Source organism: Mycolicibacterium septicum DSM 44393, assembly GCF_000455325.1.
GTDB classification, from domain to species: domain Bacteria; phylum Actinomycetota; class Actinomycetes; order Mycobacteriales; family Mycobacteriaceae; genus Mycobacterium; species Mycobacterium septicum.
In genome coordinates this window covers 1605398-1626655 of sequence record NZ_HG322951.1, presented here as the reverse complement: position 1 = coordinate 1626655, position 21258 = coordinate 1605398, and the positions used below count along the sequence as shown (strand labels likewise).

At 67.2% G+C, this 21258-nt stretch carries 21 protein-coding genes and 1 pseudogene; 15 read left to right on the top strand and 7 right to left on the bottom strand.

Annotated features, from left to right (window positions below):
- On the top strand, positions 1-1440 hold a 1440-nt coding region (locus TX88_RS07635; protein WP_044515835.1), incomplete at its 5' end, for a carbonic anhydrase.
- Positions 1441-1548: 108 nt separating this feature from the next.
- On the opposite strand, the gene TX88_RS07630 is transcribed toward TX88_RS07635, so the two are convergent.
- A complete protein-coding gene (locus tag TX88_RS07630; RefSeq protein ID WP_044515834.1) occupies positions 1549-1917 on the bottom strand; it encodes a VOC family protein in 369 nt (122 codons plus the stop codon).
- 59 nt (positions 1918-1976) lie between these two features.
- Here TX88_RS07630 and TX88_RS07625 point away from each other — a divergent pair, with 59 nt between their 5' ends.
- On the top strand, positions 1977-2429 hold the full coding sequence (locus TX88_RS07625; RefSeq protein WP_044515832.1) for a MarR family winged helix-turn-helix transcriptional regulator: 453 nt from the start codon (positions 1977-1979) through the stop codon (positions 2427-2429).
- A gap of 5 nt (positions 2430-2434) precedes the next feature.
- On the opposite strand, the gene htpX is transcribed toward TX88_RS07625, so the two are convergent.
- Together htpX and grcC1 are read right to left on the bottom strand one after the other, a co-directional pair.
- Positions 2435-3310, bottom strand: coding sequence for a zinc metalloprotease HtpX (htpX, locus tag TX88_RS07620; protein ID WP_044515830.1), 876 nt, complete (start codon positions 3308-3310; stop codon positions 2435-2437).
- A 74-nt stretch (positions 3311-3384) separates the two neighbouring features.
- The gene (gene grcC1 / locus TX88_RS07615) at positions 3385-4392 is read right to left on the bottom strand and encodes a nonaprenyl/(2E,6E)-farnesyl/geranylgeranyl diphosphat synthase (RefSeq protein ID WP_167333291.1); all 1008 of its coding nucleotides are present in this window, start codon (positions 4390-4392) and stop codon (positions 3385-3387) included.
- Between the two features lie 21 nt (positions 4393-4413).
- Between grcC1 and menJ the strand changes: the two are divergent.
- Positions 4414-5633 (top strand): annotated as a pseudogene (gene menJ, locus TX88_RS07610) (menaquinone reductase).
- 16 nt (positions 5634-5649) lie between these two features.
- On the opposite strand, the gene TX88_RS07605 reads toward menJ, so the two are convergent.
- The 4 genes from TX88_RS07605 to TX88_RS07590 all read right to left on the bottom strand — a co-directional run bounded on the left by TX88_RS07605 (position 5650) and on the right by TX88_RS07590 (position 9378).
- Positions 5650-6132, bottom strand: a complete 483-nt coding sequence (locus TX88_RS07605; RefSeq protein WP_044515827.1) for a TspO/MBR family protein — start codon at positions 6130-6132, stop codon at positions 5650-5652.
- A gap of 133 nt (positions 6133-6265) precedes the next feature.
- Positions 6266-6547, bottom strand: a complete 282-nt coding sequence (gene ppnP, locus TX88_RS07600; RefSeq protein ID WP_044515825.1) for a pyrimidine/purine nucleoside phosphorylase — start codon at positions 6545-6547, stop codon at positions 6266-6268.
- A gap of 61 nt (positions 6548-6608) precedes the next feature.
- Positions 6609-7547, bottom strand: a complete 939-nt coding sequence (locus tag TX88_RS07595) for a CobW family GTP-binding protein (RefSeq protein ID WP_409365856.1) — start codon at positions 7545-7547, stop codon at positions 6609-6611.
- Between the two features lie 46 nt (positions 7548-7593).
- Complete coding sequence (locus TX88_RS07590) at positions 7594-9378, bottom strand: hydroxysqualene dehydroxylase (protein WP_044515821.1); 1785 nt, start codon at positions 9376-9378, stop codon at positions 7594-7596.
- 315 nt (positions 9379-9693) lie between these two features.
- Here TX88_RS07590 and TX88_RS07585 point away from each other — a divergent pair, with 315 nt between their 5' ends.
- The 12 genes from TX88_RS07585 (at position 9694) to TX88_RS07530 (ending at position 21238) form a co-directional block, all read left to right on the top strand.
- Positions 9694-10506 (top strand): MlaE family ABC transporter permease, encoded by an 813-nt coding sequence (locus TX88_RS07585; protein ID WP_044515820.1) that lies wholly within the window; start codon positions 9694-9696, stop codon positions 10504-10506.
- A gap of 23 nt (positions 10507-10529) precedes the next feature.
- Positions 10530-11360: an MlaE family ABC transporter permease gene (locus tag TX88_RS07580; protein ID WP_044519180.1), complete on the top strand. Its 831-nt coding sequence runs from the start codon at positions 10530-10532 to the stop codon at positions 11358-11360.
- Positions 11357-12754, top strand: coding sequence for an MCE family protein (locus TX88_RS34190; protein WP_044515818.1), 1398 nt, complete (start codon positions 11357-11359; stop codon positions 12752-12754). The genes TX88_RS07580 and TX88_RS34190 overlap by 4 nt, the downstream gene beginning before the upstream one ends.
- Entirely contained in the window at positions 12751-13803 is a 1053-nt protein-coding gene (locus TX88_RS07570) for an MCE family protein (RefSeq protein ID WP_044515816.1), read from the top strand. The genes TX88_RS34190 and TX88_RS07570 overlap by 4 nt, the downstream gene beginning before the upstream one ends.
- Positions 13804-14859: an MCE family protein gene (locus TX88_RS07565; RefSeq protein ID WP_044515815.1), complete on the top strand. Its 1056-nt coding sequence runs from the start codon at positions 13804-13806 to the stop codon at positions 14857-14859. It begins immediately after the preceding gene.
- A complete protein-coding gene (locus TX88_RS07560; RefSeq protein ID WP_044515813.1) occupies positions 14856-15959 on the top strand; it encodes an MCE family protein in 1104 nt (367 codons plus the stop codon). Before TX88_RS07565 ends, TX88_RS07560 begins: the two co-directional genes overlap by 4 nt.
- A gap of 6 nt (positions 15960-15965) precedes the next feature.
- On the top strand, positions 15966-17021 hold the full coding sequence (locus TX88_RS07555) for an MlaD family protein (protein WP_044515812.1): 1056 nt from the start codon (positions 15966-15968) through the stop codon (positions 17019-17021).
- Positions 17018-18241 (top strand): MlaD family protein, encoded by a 1224-nt coding sequence (locus TX88_RS07550; protein WP_044515810.1) that lies wholly within the window; start codon positions 17018-17020, stop codon positions 18239-18241. The genes TX88_RS07555 and TX88_RS07550 overlap by 4 nt, the downstream gene beginning before the upstream one ends.
- Entirely contained in the window at positions 18238-18792 is a 555-nt protein-coding gene (locus tag TX88_RS07545; RefSeq protein WP_049924866.1) for a hypothetical protein, read from the top strand. The genes TX88_RS07550 and TX88_RS07545 overlap by 4 nt, the downstream gene beginning before the upstream one ends.
- A gap of 106 nt (positions 18793-18898) precedes the next feature.
- Entirely contained in the window at positions 18899-19804 is a 906-nt protein-coding gene (locus tag TX88_RS07540) for an oxygenase MpaB family protein (RefSeq protein WP_044515809.1), read from the top strand.
- Positions 19801-20508 carry an oxygenase MpaB family protein gene (locus TX88_RS07535; RefSeq protein WP_044519179.1) on the top strand — a complete coding sequence of 236 codons (708 nt, stop codon included), beginning with the start codon at positions 19801-19803 and terminating at the stop codon, positions 20506-20508. Before TX88_RS07540 ends, TX88_RS07535 begins: the two co-directional genes overlap by 4 nt.
- A gap of 40 nt (positions 20509-20548) precedes the next feature.
- Positions 20549-21238, top strand: a complete 690-nt coding sequence (locus tag TX88_RS07530; protein ID WP_162563100.1) for a sensor domain-containing protein — start codon at positions 20549-20551, stop codon at positions 21236-21238.
- The last annotated feature ends 20 nt before the right edge of the window (positions 21239-21258 follow it).

Below are 21258 nucleotides of genomic sequence, written 5' to 3'. Positions count from 1 at the left end.
GGTGTGCTCACCGTCGCACTGATCGCCAGCGTCGAGAGCCTGCTGTCGGCGGTGTCGGTGGACCGGATGCACACCGGCCCGCGCACCAACTTCGACCGCGAGATGATCGGCCAGGGCGCCGCCAACATCGCGTCGGGCGCCATCGGCGGCCTGCCCGTCACCGGCGTGATCGTGCGCAGCTCCACCAACGTCGCGGCCGGGGCCCGCACCCGGGCGGCCGCGATCCTGCACGGTGTGTGGATCCTGATCTTCGCCGTGCCGTTCGCGGGTCTGGCCCAGATGATCCCCACCGCCGCCCTGGCCGGCCTGCTGATCGTCATCGGTTGCCAGCTGGTCAAGCGTGCACACATCGAAACCGCCAAGCGCACAGGCGATCTCGCGGTCTACGCGGTGACGGTGCTCGGCGTGGTGTTCCTCAACCTGCTCGAAGGCGTGCTGATCGGACTCGCGCTGGCGATCGCACTGACCGTGTGGCGAGTGGTGCGCACCAACATCGTCTCCGAGCCCACGGGTGAGAACACCTGGCGCGTCGCCATCGAGGGCTCCTGCACCTTCCTGTCCCTGCCGACCCTCACCAGCGCGCTGGCGCGGGTGCCGTCGGGCGCCTCGGTGACCGTGGAGCTGTCGGTCGACTTCATCGACCACGCCGCCCACGAGACCATCGAAGAGTGGCAGCGCCAGCACGTGGCCACCGGTGGCACCGTCGACATCCACGACCTCGGCGTGGTCGAGATGAGCAGTGCCGTCGCCGGCCCGCCGATGCGCGGCTTCACACCGTTCGACAAGCGCTCCGGCGTGGTGCCGTGGAGTTCCTGGCAGGGCGAGGAGTCGGCGTCCGTGCTGCACGGCCTGGCCGCCTACCACCGGCGCACCGCCCCGGTGCTGCGCCCGCACATGCAGGAACTGGCACATGCGCAGCGGCCCGAGACGCTGTTCCTCACGTGCGCCGATTCGCGGGTGGTGCCCAACGTCATCACCAGCAGCGGTCCGGGAGACCTGTTCACGGTGCGCAACGTCGGCAACATGGTGCCGGCCGGACAGGCCGATGCCTCGATCGAGGCGGCCATCGCATTCGCGGTCGACAAGCTCAACGTCTCCTCGATCGTGGTGTGCGGACATTCGAGCTGCGGCGCGATGACCGCGATGCTGGGCAAGACCGACGCGGGCGACAAGCACCTGGAATCCTGGCTGGCCCACGGCAATCCGTCCCTCGCGGCGTTCGATAACGGCCGCCATCCGGTGGCCCAGTCAGCGGCCGAGGCCGGCTTCGGGATGGTCGATCAGCTGTCGATGGTCAACATCGCGGTGCAGGTGCAGACCCTGCAGGCCCACCCATTGGCGCGGCGGGTCAACGTGATCGGCCTGTTCTACGACATCGCCAGCGCCGGCGTGCTGCGGGTGACGCCGACGCACGTCGAGACCCTGGCCGACGCCGCGTAGGTTCCCTCCTCACCGCTTGCACCGCGAGCGACCGTGTTTGTACGCCGACACACCGAGATCTGCGTACTTGCGCGGTCGCTCGCGGTGTTTGGTCAGTCCTCCGGTCGTTCAGGCGCGGTCGTGCAGAGTGACCTGATAGCCGTCAGGGTCGGCGAAGGTGAACGTCCGGCCGAAGGGTCCGTCGATCGGCGCGGAGACGATGGGGTGCCCGTCGGCGGCGAGAGCATCGTGAATGGCCTGGACATCCGTGGCGTGCAGCCAGATCGCGGCACCGATGCCCGGCTGAGCCACGGACGCGAGGTCGGTCCCGGGAATCACCTCGCGGAGTGCGAACGCGATCGGTTTGGTCTCGAAGACGACGGCGTGGGGAGGTCCGGCCTGCGAGCGGACGAGGCCGAGGTAGCGCTCGTAGAACGCCTGCGAAGCGTCGAGGTCGCGCGCTTGGAGCGAGATGAAGTCGGGTCCGGTGGCGGGCATGATGATCTTCCTTTCGTGTCAGTTTTCTGACACGGCCGAACCTATGTCAGAATACTGACATGAGTCAAGACGGCGTCGACCTTCAGACGTCACTGGGCTACCTCTTGAAAGAGGCGTCGAGTGTCCTGCGCGCGGCCATGGAGGAGGCGCTGCGGCCGCTCGGGATGAACGTCACGCGCTACTCCTGCCTCGAGCTGCTGGCGCAACGACCGGGCTTGTCGAACTCCGAGCTCGCTCGGGGCGCCTTCGTGACCCGGCAGTCGATGAACGTGCTGCTCCAGACCCTCGAACGAGAGGGCTATGTGACCAGGCCCGCCGAGGCACCCGTCGGGAAGGCTCTTCCCACCCGGCTCACGCCCCGCGGCCGGCGCAGCCTCGACAAGGCGACCGTGGCGGTCCGGTCCGTCGAGGTCAGAATGCTGGCCGGAATGACCGAGACCGAGCAGTCAGACGCGTTCCGGCTCCTGCAGAGCATGATCCGTTCCCTGCGCGACGGCGACGAGGGCGCCTAGCTCGGTCAGTAGTGACCGGGGCCGCGGCCGGCCATGTCCTCCAGGCGGCGGATCCGGTCGTCGATCGGCGGGTGCGTCGAGAACAGCTTGCCGATGCGTTCACCGGCCCGGAACGGGCTGGCGATCATCAGGTGCGCCTGATCGGCCAACTGGGGCTGCGGGGGCAGCGGAGCCGCCTCGACCCCACCGGAGATCTTGCGCAAGGCCGAGGCCAATGCCAGTGGGTCACCGGTCAATTCGGCACCGGACTGATCGGCCTGGTATTCCCGCGAGCGCGACACCGCCAGCCGCACCACGGTGGCCGCGATGGGACCCAGCAGTGAAACCAGAAGCATGGCAATCGGATTGCTGCCCTCGCGGTTGCCGCCGAACATTCCGGCGAACATGGCCATGTTGGCCAGCGCGGTGATCACCGACGCCATCGCCCCTGCCACACACGAGATCAGGATGTCGCGGTTGTAGACGTGTGAGAGCTCATGGCCGAGAACCGCGCGCAGTTCACGCTCGTTGAGGAGCTGCAGGATGCCGGTGGTACAGCACACCGCGGCATTGCGCGGATTCCGTCCGGTGGCGAACGCATTCGGGTTGGCGGTGTCGGAGATGTACAGGCGCGGCATCGGCTGATGCGCCGTGGTGGCCAACTCCCGCACAATCCGGTAGATCTCGGGCGCCTGCACCTCGGTGATCGGCTGGGCGTGCATCGCGCGCAGCGCCATCTTGTCGCTGTTGAAGTACACGTAGACGTTCATGCCGACGGCGAACAGCACCGCCAGGTACATCACGTTGCGGCCGAACAACGAACCGACGAACACGATCAACGCCGAGAAACCGACCAGCAGCAGAAATGTCTTGATCCGGTTCGCGTGCGGGTTCCACGTCATCGCAGTTTCCTCCTAGGCAACTACTCGGCAACCATCGCTGATTAAACGCTCAGTTACCGTCCGTGGTTCCGGAATCAGCCGTGACGATTGACCGTGTAGTCCACGAGAGTGGCCAGCGCGTCACGCCCCGGCCCGGCCGGAAGGCCCGCCAACTCCTCACGCGCCTGCGCCGCGTACTCGGCCACCGTCTCCTTGGCGCGTGCCATACCGGCCGATCGCCGCAGCAGCGTCAGCGCCTCGGCGACGTCCTCGTCGCGCTCGACCGGCCCGGCCAGCAACTCCTGCAACCGCTCGGAATCCGGGCCCGACTCGCGCAGCGCATACAGCACCGGCAGGGTGTGCACGCCCTCACGCAGGTCAGTGCCCGGAACCTTGCCCGATTCGTCGGGATCGCTGTCGATGTCGATGATGTCGTCGGAGATCTGGAAGGCGGTGCCCACGATGCCGCCCAGCCGGTGCAGCCGGTCGATCTGGTCGGCGTCGGCGCCCGAGAACGTGGCACCGAACCGGCCCGACGCGGCGATCAGGCAGGCGGTCTTCTCGTAGACCACCTTGAGGTAATGGTCGACGGAGTCGACATGCTCGGCCGCACCGCGGGTCTCGCGCATCTGGCCGGTCACCAGCTGGGCGAATGTGTCTGCAATCACACGGACCGCGTCGGGTCCGAGCAGCGAAACCAGCCGCGAGGCGGTGGCGAACAGATAGTCGCCGGCCAGGATGGCGATGTTGTTGCCCCACCGGGCGTTGGCGCTCGGCGCCCCGCGCCGCATCTGGGCCTCGTCCATCACGTCGTCGTGATACAGCGTGGCCAGGTGCACCAGCTCGATGACGGCACCGGCGATCGCGACCTCAGGATCGTCGGGCCGGGGGCCCAGGGACGCCGAGAGCACGGTGAACAGCGGGCGGAACCGTTTCCCGCCGGCCTGGAACAGGTGCTGGACGGCTTCTGCCATGAGCTCGTCGGCTTTGCCCAGCTCATCAGACATCAGTTGTTCGATCCTGGCGACGCTGTCCCGGACGTCGGCGGCGAACGCCGCGTCCCCGAAATCAACGCCTGCCACCACAGTCGCTGGTGTCCTCATTCGTCCAACATACTGGGAGCAATGGATATCAAGGCAGACGTGGTCGTCGTCGGCGCGGGACCGGCCGGGTCGGCGGCTGCCGCATGGGCGGCTCGAGCCGGTCATGACGTGCAGGTGGTCGACGCGGCGCAGTTTCCCCGCGACAAGTCCTGCGGCGATGGACTGACGCCGCGCGCGGTTGCCGAGCTGGAACGGCTCGGCATGGGCCCGTGGCTCGACACCCGGATCCGGCACCACGGCCTGCGCATGTCGGGATTCGGCGCCGACGTCGAGGTGCGCTGGCCCGGTCCATCGTTCCCGTCCACCGGAAGTGCGGTCCCGCGCACAGAACTCGACGACCGGATCCGCTCGGTCGCCGCCGACGACGGCGCCAAGATGCGCTTGGGCGCCAAAGTCGTTGGGGTCGAATACGACTCCCGTGGGCGGGTCGAATCCGTCCAGCTCGACGACGGCGCCACCATCGGCTGCAACCATCTGATCGTGGCCGACGGAGCCCGTTCCACCCTGGGCCGCGTGCTGGGCCGCACGTGGCACAAGGAAACCGTCTACGGCACCGCCATCCGCGGCTACATCGCCACACCGCGCGCCAACGAACCGTGGATCACCTCGCACCTGGAGCTGCGCTCCCCGAAGGCCAGGTGCTGCCGGGCTACGGCTGGATCTTCCCGCTGGGCAACGGTGAGGTGAACATCGGTGTGGGCGCCCTGGCGACGGCCAAGCGCCCCGCCAACGCCGCCCTGCGGCCGCTGCTGTCGTACTACACCCAGCTGCGCCGCGAGGAGTGGGGATTCTCCGGGGAGCCACGGGCCGCACTGTCGGCGCTGTTGCCGATGGGCGGCGCGGTGTCCGGCGTGGCCGGGCCCAACTGGATGCTGGTCGGCGACGCGGCGGCCTGCATCAACCCGCTCAACGGCGAAGGCATCGACTACGGCCTGGAAACCGGCCGCCTGGCGGCCGAACTGCTGGGCTCCGGCGACTATTCGCACGCCTGGCCCGCACTCCTGCAGGACCACTACGCCCAGGGGTTCTCGATCGCCCGACGGCTGGCCCTGCTGCTCACCCTGCCCCGGTTCCTGCCGGCCTCCGGCCCGCTCGCGGTCCGCTCGTCGTTCCTGATGAACATCGCCGTGCGGGTGATGGGCAATCTGGTCACCGAAGAGGACGACGACTGGGTCGCCCGGGTGTGGCGGGGTGCGGGCCTGGCGTCGCGTCGCCTGGATCAGCGCAAGCCGTTCAGCTGATCGCGGTCAATCGCGGTCAATCGCGGTTGAGCATCCAGATCCGGGTGGACAGCGCGGTCGCGAAGGCACACCACAGCGGATACGGCGTGAGGATGGCGCCGGGGGCACCCTGGGCCTGCACCGCACGACGGGTCAGATCCGCACTACTGGCGGTCAGTGCCGCGGCAGTGACGGCTGCGGCGCCAAGCCTGCGCTGGGAGAAGAACACCCATGACCACGCGGCGTTGACCGCGAGGTTGCCGGACAGTGCCACGGTGTATGCACGAGCCTCGTCCGGACGACCGTCGGCACGTAGCCGGTCGATCGTGCGGGCCGATACCACCGCGATCCCGGCGTACAGGATCGGCCAGACGATCGGAAAGGCTTGTCGCGGAGGCTGAAACGACGGCTTGCGCAAGGACTCGTACCAGCTCGACTGCGCGGGCCTGCTGGCCAGCCCGCCGACGAGCGCAGTGGTCAGTGCCGCGGAGGCCGTCTTGGCCAGGGTGATCGGTCGCATGCCTGCTTGTTACCCCGATCGGGTGGTCCGCACACGTGCGGGCCGGTCGCCGGTTTCTACACCCGGGTCGTGATACCCGACTCCGAACATCCCTGCGGTAGAAAACGGCACGGCCGAGGAGGACGCATTCGCGTCAGCGGTACTCGCACAGGTAGGCGGTCTCGGTTTCGACGCGCAGCTGGAACTTGCTGTCGGCGGGCACGGTGAACTGAGTGCCGGCCGCGAAGGTCTCCCACTCCTGGCTGCCGGGCAGCTTGACGGTGAGCGCACCGGAAACCACCCGCATGATCTCGAGCTGGGTGGTGCCGAACTCGTACTCGCCGACGGCCATGACGCCCACGGTCGCGGGCCCCTCCGGCGTCGTGAAGCCGATCGATGCGACGTCGCCACCGAAGTACTCGTTGACCTTGAACAATGCGGCTCCTTGAAGTCGGGTGAGCGGTCAGGATACCCGGGCCAAAAACAGCTGCGACCAGCTACACCACGTATTTGAGCACCCCGAGCATCGCGTTCTCGTCGGCCGGCTCACCGGCGCACCGCTCCAGCTCGGCCCGCACCGCCGACATGTCCATCCCGGTGCCGATCAGCACCAATTCGGTGGTACCCGAACGCCGCTTCTCGAAGCGCAGCGAGCTGCCGACCAGCTGCAGCAGGAAACGCTGAGCGCCGAAGTCCACGAAACCCTTGGCGCGATAGAGCCCAGCGGGGCGATCCCGCAGAAACTCCATGAACAAGCGCGGGTTCAGCGTGGCGTCGGTGCGGAACTCGATGCTCTGATACTCGGGATGGGCATGATCGTGCTCGTCGCGCAGCAGCTCGTCGAAGGACAGCTGGGCCTGCGGCGTCCGCTGCGGCGGGTCGATGAGCATCTCGGGGTCGATGCGGGCAAAGTCGGTGGGCAGCACCGGAACCCGGGGACTGAGCTCGCGGATCCGGGCGAGCAGTCCGTCGACGTCGGGGCACGAGGACGCCTTGTTGAGCACCACCAGGTCGGCGACCGGCAGCCCGTGGCTCAGGTCGGGTTGCAGGCCGTCGATCACCAGGGCCAACCCGGCGTAGTGGAAGCGGGGGTCGTCGAGGGTGATGACGGTGCGGGCCAGGGAGGCCGGTTCAGCCACGCCGCTGGCCTCGACCACGATCAGATCCAGCCGGGGTTTGACGGCCGCGAGCTTGCCGAGCATCTCGCCCACTTCTTCGCCGTCGACCGCGCAGCAGATGCACCCGTTGGACAGCGACGCCATCGCGTCGACCTGACCCGCCACCAGCATGGCGTCGATGTTGACCGCGCCGAAGTCGTTGACCAGGGCGCCGATACGAACGCCGCGGCTGTTGCGCAGCAGGTGATTGAGCAGGGTGGTCTTGCCCGCGCCCAGGTGCCCGGCGACCGCGAGCACGGGTACTGATCCGGTGGACACCACCGGGCCATCGTAGGGTTATTGGGAATTGTTTTCACTAAGCGGGTCAGGTTGGCCAGCGGGTGTCGACGATGTCCAGCGCGTTGGGCAGCTTGGCCCGGTACCGCGCCTTGTCGGCGGCCTTGAACGGACCCCACCACGGCGCCTGGAACAGCTCGACGATCTTGACCTTGGGCCCCTGATAGCCCGACGCCGCCAGCACCCCGTTGGCGGCGTAACGGCCGCCCTCGTTCGCACCCTCCATCGTCGTGACGTTCTGGTCGGTCTTGATCCACTCGCCGGCCAGGAACAGATTGTCGATCCCGGTCGTGGCTTCCGGCCGGCGCGCCCACGAGCCCGGGTCCTGGATGAACAGCGGCTCGTCGTTGCGCACATTGGGTGTGCCCGAGTCGATGATCGACGGGTCGAGGAACCACGAGTGCACCATCCGGTCCGTGACGACGATGCTGGTGTCGTTGAGATGGGCTTTGATCTGCGCCCAGGCCTCGGCCGCGATCTGCGGTGGTGTGCACTGCCGGGCACTGAGCCGGTTGAAGTTCCCCGGGGTGCTCCAGTCCGAGATGATCGCCGACAGGCAGTCCCTGACCGTTCCATCGCCGTACGACGTCAGCGGCCGTTTCCAGAACTGCGCCTCGCTGATCGAGGTGAGCCCCCAACCGGAGTCGACGTAGTTGACGTGTCCCTTGGTGACGTCGACGCGTTCCCGCAGGAAGAACATCAGGCCGTTCATCCACTCGGTGCGCAGCGCGGCGACCGAGGCCAGCTTGGGATCGGCAGCGATCACGTCGGGCGTCAACACCGCGGCCAGCTTCTCGCACGGCACGGCGGAGATGTACCAGTCGGCCACCACCGGTTGAGCCACCCCGTTGCCGTCGACCACCGTCGCCGAAGCGATGTGGCGGCCGTTGGGGGTCAGCCGGGCCAGCGCCTGCCCGAGCCGGAACGTCACGCCCAGTGACTGCAGGTGCGCCACCCAGGGGTCGATCCACTGCAGGCTGGTGGGCCCGTTGAGCACCCGGTCGAATCCCTTGTTGTCGATGTCGTTGCCCAGCAGCAGGATCGACCACACCGAGGCCTCACCGACCAGACCGATCGAATGGGCGCTGGCGTCTTTGGATTTGGAGGCGGCGAGATTCCGGATGATGCCGTCGGCCAGATACCGGTTGTACTCGGCCGACTTCTTGTCCGCCCCGATGTACTTCTCCCACGTCATGTTGTCCCACTGGCCGAGCTTGCGCTCGTCGCAACTGGTGACGTAGACCGCGAGTTTCTGCGCGGCGTACACCGCCTCCAGTGGCGGCAACCGGAACAACGTCTGGAACACCGCGGCCACCGACTCGATGAAGGCCTTCGGGGTGATCGGGTTGGGCAGCGTCGGGATCGGAAACGGCAGCGGGATGGTCAGATCCGCCCGTCCCAGCCCCGAGTGCAGATAGGACGTGGCCCGGGTCAGGTTCTGCCAGACCCCGAAGGTGTTGCCGGCGAACGGGATGCGCCGCATGGTGTCGGTGACGTTGCGATAGAAGCCCGGGAAGAACCGGAAGCCGTGTTCGGCCGGCAACGGGCTGCCCGTCGCGCTCGGCGCCGGGATCGACCGCGCCTTGCCGCCCAGCGCTTTCCGCTCGAACACCGTGACGCGGTACCCGCGCTCGGCCAGTTCGTGCGCGGCGGTCAGGCCGGCCACCCCGGCACCGAATATCGCCACCGTCGATCCCGGCGCCGCGCGCGCGGTTCCCGGTCTGCTGAGCGCCGCCGCGGCCACCCCCGCCGTGGCAGTTCCGGCCAGAAACGACCGCCGTGAAATATGACGTTCCCCAACCCCACCCGACATACCGACACCACCTCAGTTCGGCAATCCCTGTGGGCGCTAAGTTAATGGTGATTCTCGAACGAGCAGGGCCGACACGCCGACTTGAATTCAGTCCACCTTGAACCGATCGCTTGATTACATCGGCCGGGATTGAACCACTACAGACCGCACAAGAAGGGCTCGGCGACTCGAGAATGACCATTCACTTAATTGTTGCGGTGAGGTCATGAAATGTGACATGCTCCACAGGCGACCGGGGGGTCGAAACGGTGCTCAGCACAGCCGGTGCCACCGGCCGGCCCCGCGCATGCCACGACACAGCGCGGAAGGAACTCGATGACCTACGAGCTACCGGCGTCCAAGGGCCCCGTACGGGATGTCCTGGTCCAGGGCGGTTACGTGCTCGGCTTCTCGGTGCAGGCGCTCGTCAGCGTCGTCACCGCGGTGGTCCGCCGGCGTCTGGTGCTCGACGAGGTCGTCGCCCAGACCCTGTTCATCGGCCGGGTGTGCACCGGACCGGCCCTGCTGCTGATGATGCCCATTGGCGTGTTCATCGCGGTGTCGGTCGGTGAACTGGCCGGGCGCATCGGGGCCGGGGGCTACTCGGGCGCGGTGGTGGCCTTCATCATCGTCGGCCAGGCCGCGGCCCTGGTGTGCGCGTTGATGATGGCCGGCGTGGCCGGTTCGGCGATCTGCACTGACCTGGGATCGCGCACCATCCGCGAGGAGATCGATGCGATGGAGGTCATGGGCCTGGATGTGATCGAACGCCTCGTCGCACCCCGCCTGGTCGCCGCCGTCATCGTCGCGCTGGCCCTGTGCTCGATCGTCACCTTCGGCGGCGTGATGGCCTGCTACCTGTACCACATCAGCGTGCAGCACCTGCCCGCCGGAACATTCCTGGCCACCTTCAGCCAGTACGGACAGGTGTCGGATTTCGTTATGGCACTGATCAAGTCGGCGGTGTTCGGGCTGACCGCGACCCTGGTCGCCACCTTCAAGGGCCTGCACACCAAGGGCGGGGCCGGCGGTGTGGCCAACGCGGTGAACGAGGCCGTGGTGCTGGCCTTCGCCCTGGTCTTCATCCTCAACACCACGATGTCGGCGCTGTACACCGTGGTGGTTCCGGCCGTGGGCAGTTACCGGTGACCGCGATCACCAGCAGCGCTGCCCTGCACCGGATTTCGCGGCCAGCTGTCGCCGGGTACGACGCACTCGCCGTCGCAGGCCAGCACGTCACGTTCTACGCCAAGGTCCTGGGGTCCCTGCCGTACGCCCTGGTGCGCTACCGCAAGCACACCCTCGGCCAGATCGGCGAGGTCACCTTCGGCACCAGCTCGCTGCTGTCCGGCGGCGGAACCATCGGCATCGTGTTCGCCATGTCGCTGGCCGCGGCCATGATGCTGGGCGTCGAGACCCAGCGCGGCCTGGACCTGGTCGGGATGAACACGCTCTCGGGCATGCTCGCCGCGATCGCCAACACCCGCGAGCTGGCTCCCGTCGTGGTGGCAATCGCGTTGGCCGCCAAGGTCGGAACGGGATTCACCGCCCAGATCGGGGCCATGCGGATCTCCGACGAGATCGACGCACTCGACGCCATGGCGCTGCGCTCCATCCCCTACCTGGTCGGCACCCGCGTGCTGGCCTCGGTGGTCTGCGTCATCCCGATCTACATGATCGGACTGCTGGCGAGCTACCTGTCCACCCGCACCGTGGTGGTGATCTTCAACGGCGCCTCCCCCGGCACCTACGACTACTTCTTCCACTTGGCCCTCGGTCCGCGAGACCTGCTCTACTCCGGGATCAAGGCCATCGTCTTCGCGATCGTGGTGGCGCTGGTGCACTGCACCTACGGCTACTTCGCCTCGGGCGGTCCCGCCGGGGTGGGGCAGGCCGCGGGCCGGGCACTGCGCACCGCGATCCTCGCGGTCGGAATCCTCGACGTGCTGCTGACCTTCGCGCTGTGGGGCCTGGTCCCCGAGATCCCCGGGATGGGAATGTGAAGCGGCGCACCGAACCCGGCCGGACCCGGCTGGCGCTGCGCGGCCTGGCCGCGGCCGCCGTGGCGATGGCCGTGGCATCCGTGCTGGTGGCCCGGGCCTCGGGACATCTGGAACGCAGCGCCGACGTGTTCGTGGGGGTGCCGGTGTCGGCCGGGCTGATCACCGGCGGATCCCCGGTCCGCTACCACGGTGTCAACGTCGGGCGCATCGCCGACATCGAGTCGGGCACCCGCACGTCACGGGTCCGGCTGGCGATCGAACCCGACAGCCTGGGCATCATCCCGTCCTCGGCGGTCGCGCGGATCGTGCCCCGCACCTTCTTCGGCGACATCTATCTGCAACTCGTTGACCCGCAAGGCAACCGGTCGGCCACCGGGCTGAAGCCGGGAGACACCGTGGCGGTCGATGACAGCCCCGACGCGATGGCGCTCTACGACGTGTTCACCAAGATCGTCGAACTGTTCTCACAGATCAAACCCGAACGCATGCAGACCGCCCTCACCGCGATCAGCCAGTCGCTGCGCAACCGCGGCACCGAGCTGGGCACCACAATCGACAATCTGAGCGCCAGCGCGCAGGTGCTCACGCCGTCGCTGGTGCGATTCCTCGACACCACACCGCAGTTCCGGGATGTGATGGCCTCGCTGAACACCGCGACCCCCGACATCATCTCGACGCTGTCGGCGGCGACCTCGGTGTCCAACCGGATGGTCGACGACCAGAAGAAGTTCGCCTCGGCCATCGACGGTTTCGCCCGGTTCTCCTCCGTGCTCACCTCGTTCATGTCCGATCACCGCGAACAGTTGATCACCGTCGTCGACTCGGCCGGAAAGATCATGGCGACCACGGCCGCCCAGCCCCTGGGTCTGGTCGACACCCTGGCCGGCGCACAGTCGTTCGGTGAGGCCGGCGCCAAGGTGTTCGCGACGGGCAAGTTCAACATCACCGCCGTGGCAACCTTCGCCGGACCGATGCCGTACTCGCTGCAGGACTGTCCGGTGTACGGGAACACCCAGGGCGCCCGCTGCGCCGAATCCGCACCGTCGGGTGAGGTACCGGATCAATCGGAGGACGTGCTGGCCCGCCCGGCCGCCGACCTGCCCGTCACGCCGTTCACCGCCCCGGCCCCGCACCTGCCTACGAATTCGTCCCTCCCGCCCGGCCCCGGGCTGCCGCAGTCCGCGCCGATCCCCACGGAACCGCTGCCCGCCGAGGCGGTTCCGGGTGCGGCGCCCGCGTCCGCCGTCGTCGACGCCGACCGCCAAGCCCATGCCCTGGCGGTCCTGCAGGACGAACTGGTTCCCCCGGCCGGAGCCCCCTCGACCCAACCGAACATCGCCACGGTGCTCATGCTGGGCCCGCTCGTGCGCGGCACGGAGGTGCAGGTCTCATGAACCGCAACGGTGGGTGGCAGTCGTGGGCCAAGCTGGGCGCCTTCGGCACGGCCGGGATGCTGAGCGCGGTGCTGGTGATCAACACCCTGTCGGTGCCGGTGCGTGGTAGCACCGTCACCTACCAGGCGCAGTTCACCAGCGTCGAGGGCCTCAACGTCGGAAACCCGGTGACCATGAACGGTATTCGGATCGGCCGGGTGGATTCGATCCGGTTCGCCCCCAACGCCGACGGCACCAGCCGGGCCGACGTCGACATCGAGGTCAACTCCGACTTCACCCTGACGGGCAACGTCACCGCGGCGGTGCGCTACGGCGACATGCTCGGCGCCCGCTACGTCGCCCTGTCCGACCCTGGCGGCGCCATCATGGACGTCTCCACCGACGAACCACCGACCAGGCTGGCCGCCGGCGGCGTCATCCCCCTGGCCCAGACCTCGCCGGCGGTGGATCTGACCGCGCTGCTCAACGGGTTCAAGCCGCTTTTCGACGCGCTGGCCCCCGAGCAGGTCAACACCCTCACGCGGGGATTCGTCGAGACCTTCAGCGGCCAGGCGCAAACTCTGACGACGCTGCTCACCCAGATCGCCGCCATGACATCGAGTTTGACCAACAACGCCGGGATCTTCACCCAGCTGATCGACAATATGTCCGCGCTCATGCGCACCATGAACACCCGGCAGCCGCAACTGGAGCAGATGCTGCACGGGCTCAACCGGCTCAGCGCCGCGGTGACCTCCGGTGACCGGCAGTTCGAGACGCTCATCGACCAGGGCAACGCCGTGCTGGCCACTCTGGCCAACACGGTCGACAACTCCAGCGCCGCCTACGGAGACACCATCACCAATCTCAACTCCATGCTGCAGACCTGGCAGCCCAACACCGAGCAGTTCACCACTCTGCTGGCCCGGCTGCCGGAGTTCGGCGACGCGATCAACCGGACCTCCAGCTACGGCGGGTTCGTCAGCCTGTACCTGTGCAACTTCACCCTCAAGATTCGCAGCCACGAAGCCAACATCTTCGGCAGCAGACATTCCGAGGTGTGTTTGTAGATGTTCCTCGTCAAACTGATCGACCTCTTCGTCGGCGCGGTGATCTTCCTCTTCGTGAAAGATCAGCGCAAACACAACCCGTCAATCCCCTTGGCACTGGGCATGATCGGCACCATCACCCTGATCGCCATCATGGTCGTCTCGATCGGGATTCCGCGCGCGGTCTACCACGTGCGGACCAACGCGTACATCGCCGAGCTGGCCAATGCCAGCGGTCTGTCCGGCGGCGACCCGGTGTATGTCGCCGGGGTGCCTGCCGGGCGGGTGGAGGACGTGGGCCTGGCCGGCGACCGGGTGCGCATCGGCTTCCGGCTGGACAAGGCCCAGGCACTCGGGAACCGCACCACGGTCACCGTGCGGCTGCGGACCGTGCTTGGTAAGCGGTTCCTCGACGTGATGCCTGCCGGAACCGTCAATGGAATGGACTCCAACGTGATTCCGTTGTCGCGCACCACGGTTCCCTACAGCCTCGACGAGGTGGGGCGTAAGGCCGCCGACACCGCCGAGCACGTCGACCAGCAGCCGTTGACGGCCATGATGAACACCCTGGCCGAAACGATGCCGGGCAACAGCACCGAGCTCGGACAGGCACTGGCCGGGATCAGCGCGGCCAGTTCGGCCTTCGCCGACAACGGGGACAAGATCGACGAGATCCTGCGGATCAGCCGGTCGATGGCCGAAATGCTGTCCCACCAGACGGATTCACTGGCCGACACCGCGGCCAACGCGCAGTACATCGTGTCTTCACTGGCCGCGCGCCGTCAGGCGCTGACCGACATCGTTCACAATCTGACCGCGATCATGCGGCACCTGGCCGCGATCTACACCGAGAAGCAGGCGGATTTCAGCAGTTTGATCGCCGGCCTCACCGCGGTCACCGGAACCTTGAAAGCCAACGTGGACAAGATCGACCAGACCCTGCAGCAGATGCCCCCGGCGATCCGGGCCGTAACCAACGCCACCGGCAACGGCAACTGGGCCGACGTCAACTCGCCGTCCGTGGTGATGCCCGACAACCTGTTGTGCTTCCTCAACGTTCAGCGGGAGTGCCGATGAACCGTAAAGCTGCGATGGCATTCATTGTGGTCCTCTGTCTGGCCGCCGGCGGCTGGTACGTGTTCGGCCGCACCGACCGGGCCCGCACCGTGCACGCCGACTTCGGCTACATCAACGGCATCTACCCGGGCAGCAAGGTCACCGTGCTCGGGGTGCCGGTGGGACGCGTCACCGCGGTGACGCCGCAGGGCACCACGGTGCGGGTCACCATGACACTGCCCGACGACGTTGCGTTGCCCGCCGAACCGGACGCCTACGTGGTGAGTCCCGCACTGATCAGCGACCGCAGCGTCGAACTCGGCCCGGCCTACAGCGGAACCGGGCCCACCCTGACCGACGGGCATGTGATCGGGGCCGACCACAGCCACTCCCCGATCACCTTCGACAGCATGCTGGGCAGCCTGAGCACGCTCACCTCGGCCATCGGGCCACAACAGGGCGACATCGGTGCGGTGCTGACCCGCGGTGCCGAGCAGTGGCACGACCAGGGCAAGCTGTTCAACTCCGCGATGCGCAACCTCAGTGCCGCCAGCGGCGTGCTCGGGGCGCGGGCCGAGGACATCGGCGCGGTGGTGGACAACCTCAGCACGCTGATGGCCGCGTTCAACCAGCGCCAGGTCTCGCTGAACCAGATGGTCGACGAACTCGGCCAGGTCGGCGGCAGTTGGGCCGACGCCAACGTCGACATCGCCCAGCCCATGGCCGATCTCAAGGTCGTACTCGATCAGGTCGACACCTTCGTCGCGCAGCACGGTGACGACCTGGGCACCATCGCGGCCAACCTGAACGCGGTCGGCGACGTGCTGACGGCCAAGCAGCCGCAGCTGGCCGAGTTCATGGACCTGGTGCCGCTGATGATGCAGAACCTGTCCAACACCGTCGGCCAGGACCGGCGCGGCCGGATCCGGCTGAACGTGTCCACGGTGCTCACCCAGTTCGCCGCGGCCCAGAACTTCTGCGACCGCAACATGTTGCCCATGTGCGTGGGCGCCGGGATCACCAACCCGATCTCCTACCCGATCAGCCGGTCGGACCCGCTGGGCATCGTCACCGCGGTCACCGGCAACACCCCGCCGCCGAACCCGAAGTACCCGAGGTGAACGGTCATGTCTAGATTCCTGGTTCGCCTCTCGACCGGCTGCGCTGTCGTCGTGGCCGCCGCAGGCGTGTGGGCGTTGAGCGATATCGGAATTCAGGATCTTCCCCTGGGCCGCACCTCCCCCACCGACACCATGGCCGTCACGGTGGTGCTGCCGACCGCCGACGGCATCACCATCGGCGCCGACGTCCGCAACGGGCAGAAGGTGGTGGGCCGGGTCAGCGGGATGAACCTGGCCGCCTCGGGCGCCTCGGTGCAGCTGAGCCTGGCCGACGCAGACGGCCTCGACTCCGGAACCGTCGCCAGCGTGGAACTCCCGTCAGCCCTTGGCAATCCGTTCGTCCGGCTCAGCAGCGCACAGCTGGCACCCCAGCGTGCACTACGCGACGGCGACGTGATCCCGCCCAGCCACACCGAGCTCGGACCGCAGATCGAAAGTGCGCTGGCCACCTTCGGGGCGCTGTTGTCCCGCAGCGGTGTCGACCAGCTCGCCACCATCGTCACCGAACTGGACAAGGCGTTCGGGGGCCGGGCCGACAAGGTCCGCGGGCTGATCGACTCGATGTCACTGCTGGCGGCCAAGGCCTCCGAGCACCAGGGCGAGTTCGATGAGGCGATGAGCCTGGCCGCCAACATCACCGGCCAGTTCGACCACGAGCAGAAGACCGTGACGGGCTACCTGGACGCGGTGCCCAAGGTGGTGGCGATGCTCGATGTGCAGCGCGCCAAGCTGCAGACGCTGTTCTCCTCGACCACCGCACTGGCCGCCACGGCCAACAACGTGCTGTCGTCGACCGACCTGAACGCCATGGTGACCGACGCGGGCACCGTCGTCGGCATGATGGGCACGTTCAACGACCGGCTCGGCGGGATGCTCACCTCGATGAACACCTTCCTGGAGAAGTTCGGTGACTCGGTCCACGGCGACTACCTGATGTTCGATGGCGCCCTGGACATTCCGGGCACCATCGACAAACTGCTGACCGGAGGGTTGATCGTCAACGGCACCCCGATCACCGGGGACGTGGCCCTGGAGGGGTTCTTGTCGGGAGGTCTGAATTGAGACGCCTGGTAGTGGTTCAGCTGGCGATCTTCGCGGCGATCGCCACGTTGGTCATCCCGTTCGGAATCCGCTATGTGGCCGGGCCGCAGGGCTTCCGGACCCCGATGACCCTGACCGCGACGATGACCGACGCGTTCGGCCTGACCGCGGGGACCAGCGTCACCGTGCGCGGCGTGCAGGTCGGCACGGTCGACGACGTGTGGCTGACTCCCGACGGGACCGCGATGGTGCGGCTGGCGATCGACCCGGACACCCGGATCCCGCGCGACGCGATCCTGACGGTCGGGATGGGCACAGCGGCGGGCATTCAGAGCGTCGACATCATGCCGCAGTCCGACGCCGGGCCGTACCTGGCCTCCGGGGACACCATCGCCGCACCGGCCGACCGGCAACCGATCCAGATGGACCGCATCATGGGTGACACCGCGCAACTGGTGAAAGGCATTGACACCCGGGCGGTTCAGTCGGTCGGAACCGAACTGTCGAACGCCTTCGACGGGCTGGGCCCCGATCTCGCCATGCTGATCGACAACGCGTCGGACATGTCCACCCGAATCCGCAACCAGACCGGTCAGCTGCAGCCTCTCATCGACGGCACCGCGGAACTGGTCACCACCATGGCCGGCCAGGGCGATCCCTTCGTGCGCGGCATGGGCGCCAGCGCACGGCTGGCCAATCAGCTGGACGGCAGCGGCCCGGCATTTCTGTACCTGACCGACCGCTCGCCGGCTGCGCTGAGTCGCCTGCAGCGGGTTCTGGACACCTATCAGGGCACGTTCGGCGCCACCCTGGCCAACCTGGCCACCGTCACCCCGATCATCGGGGACCGCACCGACTCGCTGCAGACGGGGCTCGCGACGATCCCCAAGGGCCTGCAGGATCTGACCTCCATCGTGAAGGTGGACGCCACCGGCCAGACCCGCGCCGATTTCTCGTTGATCGCCACCCAGGGGCCGGTGTGCAACTACGACGTCGACCGCCGGGCCATCGGCGATGTCAGCGCGAAAGAACCCAACCTGGTCATGTATTGCCCGCCCGCACCCGACATGCTGATGCGGGGCGCGGTCAACGCACCCCGACCCAACGATCTCGGCCTGCAGAACTCCCAGACCCCTGGATATCCGATCGGACCCGAGGTGGTCAACGACCCGGTCAAGATCCCGACCCTGGCCCAGCTGGCCTACAAATGGCGCAGCATCCTGAAAGGTGGCCCGCAGTGAGCAATTCCGACGAGTCCGATGGCACCGACGACACCGTGGACGAACACGGTGAATCGGTGCTGACGTTGGAGGATCCCGCAGAAGGCACAGCAGACGACGCAGACGACGCCGACGCGGCCGAGCCCGACGAAACCGTCACGTCCAGCGGGCTCAAGCGCCGCCTCGTGGCAGGCCTTCTCGCACTGGTGGCCGTCGCCGCCATGGCCGCGCTGGTGGTGTTGTCGATCGGCGAGTACCAGCACCGCCAGGACGAATCTCTGCGCACCGAGGCCGTGCAGATGTCGCGTGACTATCTGGTGGCGATGGCCGCGTTCGACTACCAGAAGATGGACGCCAACCGCGAGCACATCGTCGCCAACTCCACCCCCGGGTTCGCCGCCAAGTACGACGAGATGGTCAAGGCGCTTCGCGACAATCGTGGTGACCAGCAAGGGTGTCGCGACCGCCACGGCCGATCACGTCGTCGTCGACTCGCTCGACGGCGATACCGCGACGGTCGTCGCGTTCGTCGACCAACACGTCACCAATGTGACCGCGCCACAAGGCAGTAACCAGAAGTACCGGATGGTGGTCAAGCTCGTGCGCAGCGGCGACCGCTGGATCGTCGACGACGTGCAGACCGTGTAACCCCGCCGTTTCACCCCCGAGAGGAGCCCCATGCCAGCGACATACGTGGATCTGGCCGCCGAGCCGCGGTTGACCACTGCCGAAACCCGCATCACCGTCACCCAGCGGGTGCCGCGGTGGATCAGGAAGAAGGACGTCGACCTGTCCGACGCGCTGGACTTCTGGTCCGCGGCCGGGGCGGCGGCCAACGTCATCATGCAGATGAGCTGGCCGGAGGTCGGCTACGGCGTCTCCGAAAGCCGGGTGGAATCAGGAAGTTTGGTGCATCACCCGTGGAAGCGGCTGCGCACCACCGCGCAGTACCTGACCGTCGCGATCCTCGGCACCGACGAGGAGAAGAACGCCTATCGCGAGGCGGTCAACGTCGCTCACCGGCAGGTCCGCTCCACCGAGGACAGTCCGGTCAAGTACAACGCGTTCAACCGCGAACTGCAGTTGTGGGTGGCGGCATGCCTTTTCATCTTCTACGAGGACACCCATCAGTTGCTCTACGGCACGATGACCGAGGAGCAGGCCGAAGGCTTCTACCAGAGCGCCATGACGATCGGCACCACTCTGCAGGTGCTCGAGGAGATGTGGCCGGCCACCAGGGCCGACTTCGACGCGTACTGGAACACCGCGTGCGAACGCGTCGCGATGACCCCGTTCGTGCGGGACTACCTCATGGTTCTGGTGGAGTTGCGGATGATCAACTGGCCGATGCGGATGATGCTGGCACCGCTGTTGCGCTTCTTGACCATCGGCTTCCTGGCGCCGGTGTTCCGCGACGCGATGGAACTGGAGTGGACCGAAACCGACCGGCGCCGCTTCGAGCATCTCTTTCTGTTCGTGGCGTTCGTCAACCGGTTCCTGCCGAAGTCCCTGCGCACGGGCAACTATGCGGTGCTGCTGAAGGATCTGCGCCGCCGGATCCGCCGCAAGAAAGCCCTGATCTGAGCAGGGCGGCCACCCAACCGGTCCAGGACACGCTGCTGTCGCAGTATCTCCGGGACCGGCGGTTCCTGTTCGTCCTGCCGAGGGCGGTCTGCCTGCAGTCCCTGCATCCGACGATCGCCACCGGGATCTCGCAGCACGCACTGCTGCACCGGCGAGTCTGGTTGCACCACAAACGCACAGTGACACAGGCGATCAGGATCGCCTCCGCCGACGTCGACATGCGACCCTACATCCGGTTCGCACACGAAGAGGTCAAAGGCCGCGACCCGGCCGGGCAGAAGTACCACGCGCTGAACCCCGAGGTCTTCCACTTCCAGCACGCCACCTACGTGGAAAGCCTTGTGATGATGGTCAATACCTTCATCCGAGAGCTGGATGGACGCGAACACGAACAGCTCTACCAGGAGTGCTGCGCGTGGTACCGGCGTTACGGCATCTCCTCGCGACCGATGCCGGCGAGCTGGCCCGAGTTCTGCGAGTACTTCGAGGACGAGTGCCGTACCCGGTTGTCCGCGGGTGAGCACTTCGAGCCGTTCCGCCGGCAGATGTTCGCGCCGACGGATTGGTGGCCGCGGGCCGTGCCGCGCCGGGCGATCCGGGCCATGCAGCATCCGCGGGCCGCCGAGTTGACGGGGATCGAGGTCAGCGCTCGCGACCGGCGCTCGCTGCGGCGATTCGCGGTGGTCAGCCGGGTCCTGTCCTGAGGGTTGACGGGCCGCACTCGTGGTCGGCGAGAATCACCGGGTGCCCAGAACTCGAATGTGGTGTGTGATCGTCGCGGCAGCAGCACTGGCCGGCCTCACCGGTTGCACGAGCGTCGTGTCCGGCACCGCGCTGAAGAGGACTCCGTCACCCGAGGAGAACAAGCTCGAGCAGATCATGTTGCCGATCGAGGAACTCAAGCCGATCGTCGGCGCCAACAACCTGATGTTCACCAGCAAGACCGCCGACATGAACAACAACTTCTGGAAGATTCGCGACGAAAGATGCCTGGCCGCACTCTTTCCCGCCGAGGACATGGACTATCGGTTCACGTACTGGACGGCGGTACGCACCCAGGTGGCCCAGGACCCCGACTCGGACCATCGCCACTGGGTGCAACAGGCGGCCGTGCTCTACGCGTCGGAGGGCGAGACGCAATCCATGCGCCGAATCGCGGAGAAGGTATGGCGCGACTGCGCGGGATCAGCGATCCCGCTCCGCGAGAAACACGGCGAAGAGACCAGCGAACGCACCTGGACCATCGGCGATCTCGTCGTCGACGGCGATCTGATCAAACAGACCGCCACGCGGGCCGGCACCGACGGGTGGGCGTGCCAGCACGCCCTGTCGGTGGTGCCCACGATGTCGCTCGAGGCCAAGGTGTGCGGCTTCGACGTCCAGGATCAGGCAGCCACCATCGTCGACAAGCTGGTCACCAACGCCCACCACTGACATGCGGCAGGCCGAAAGAC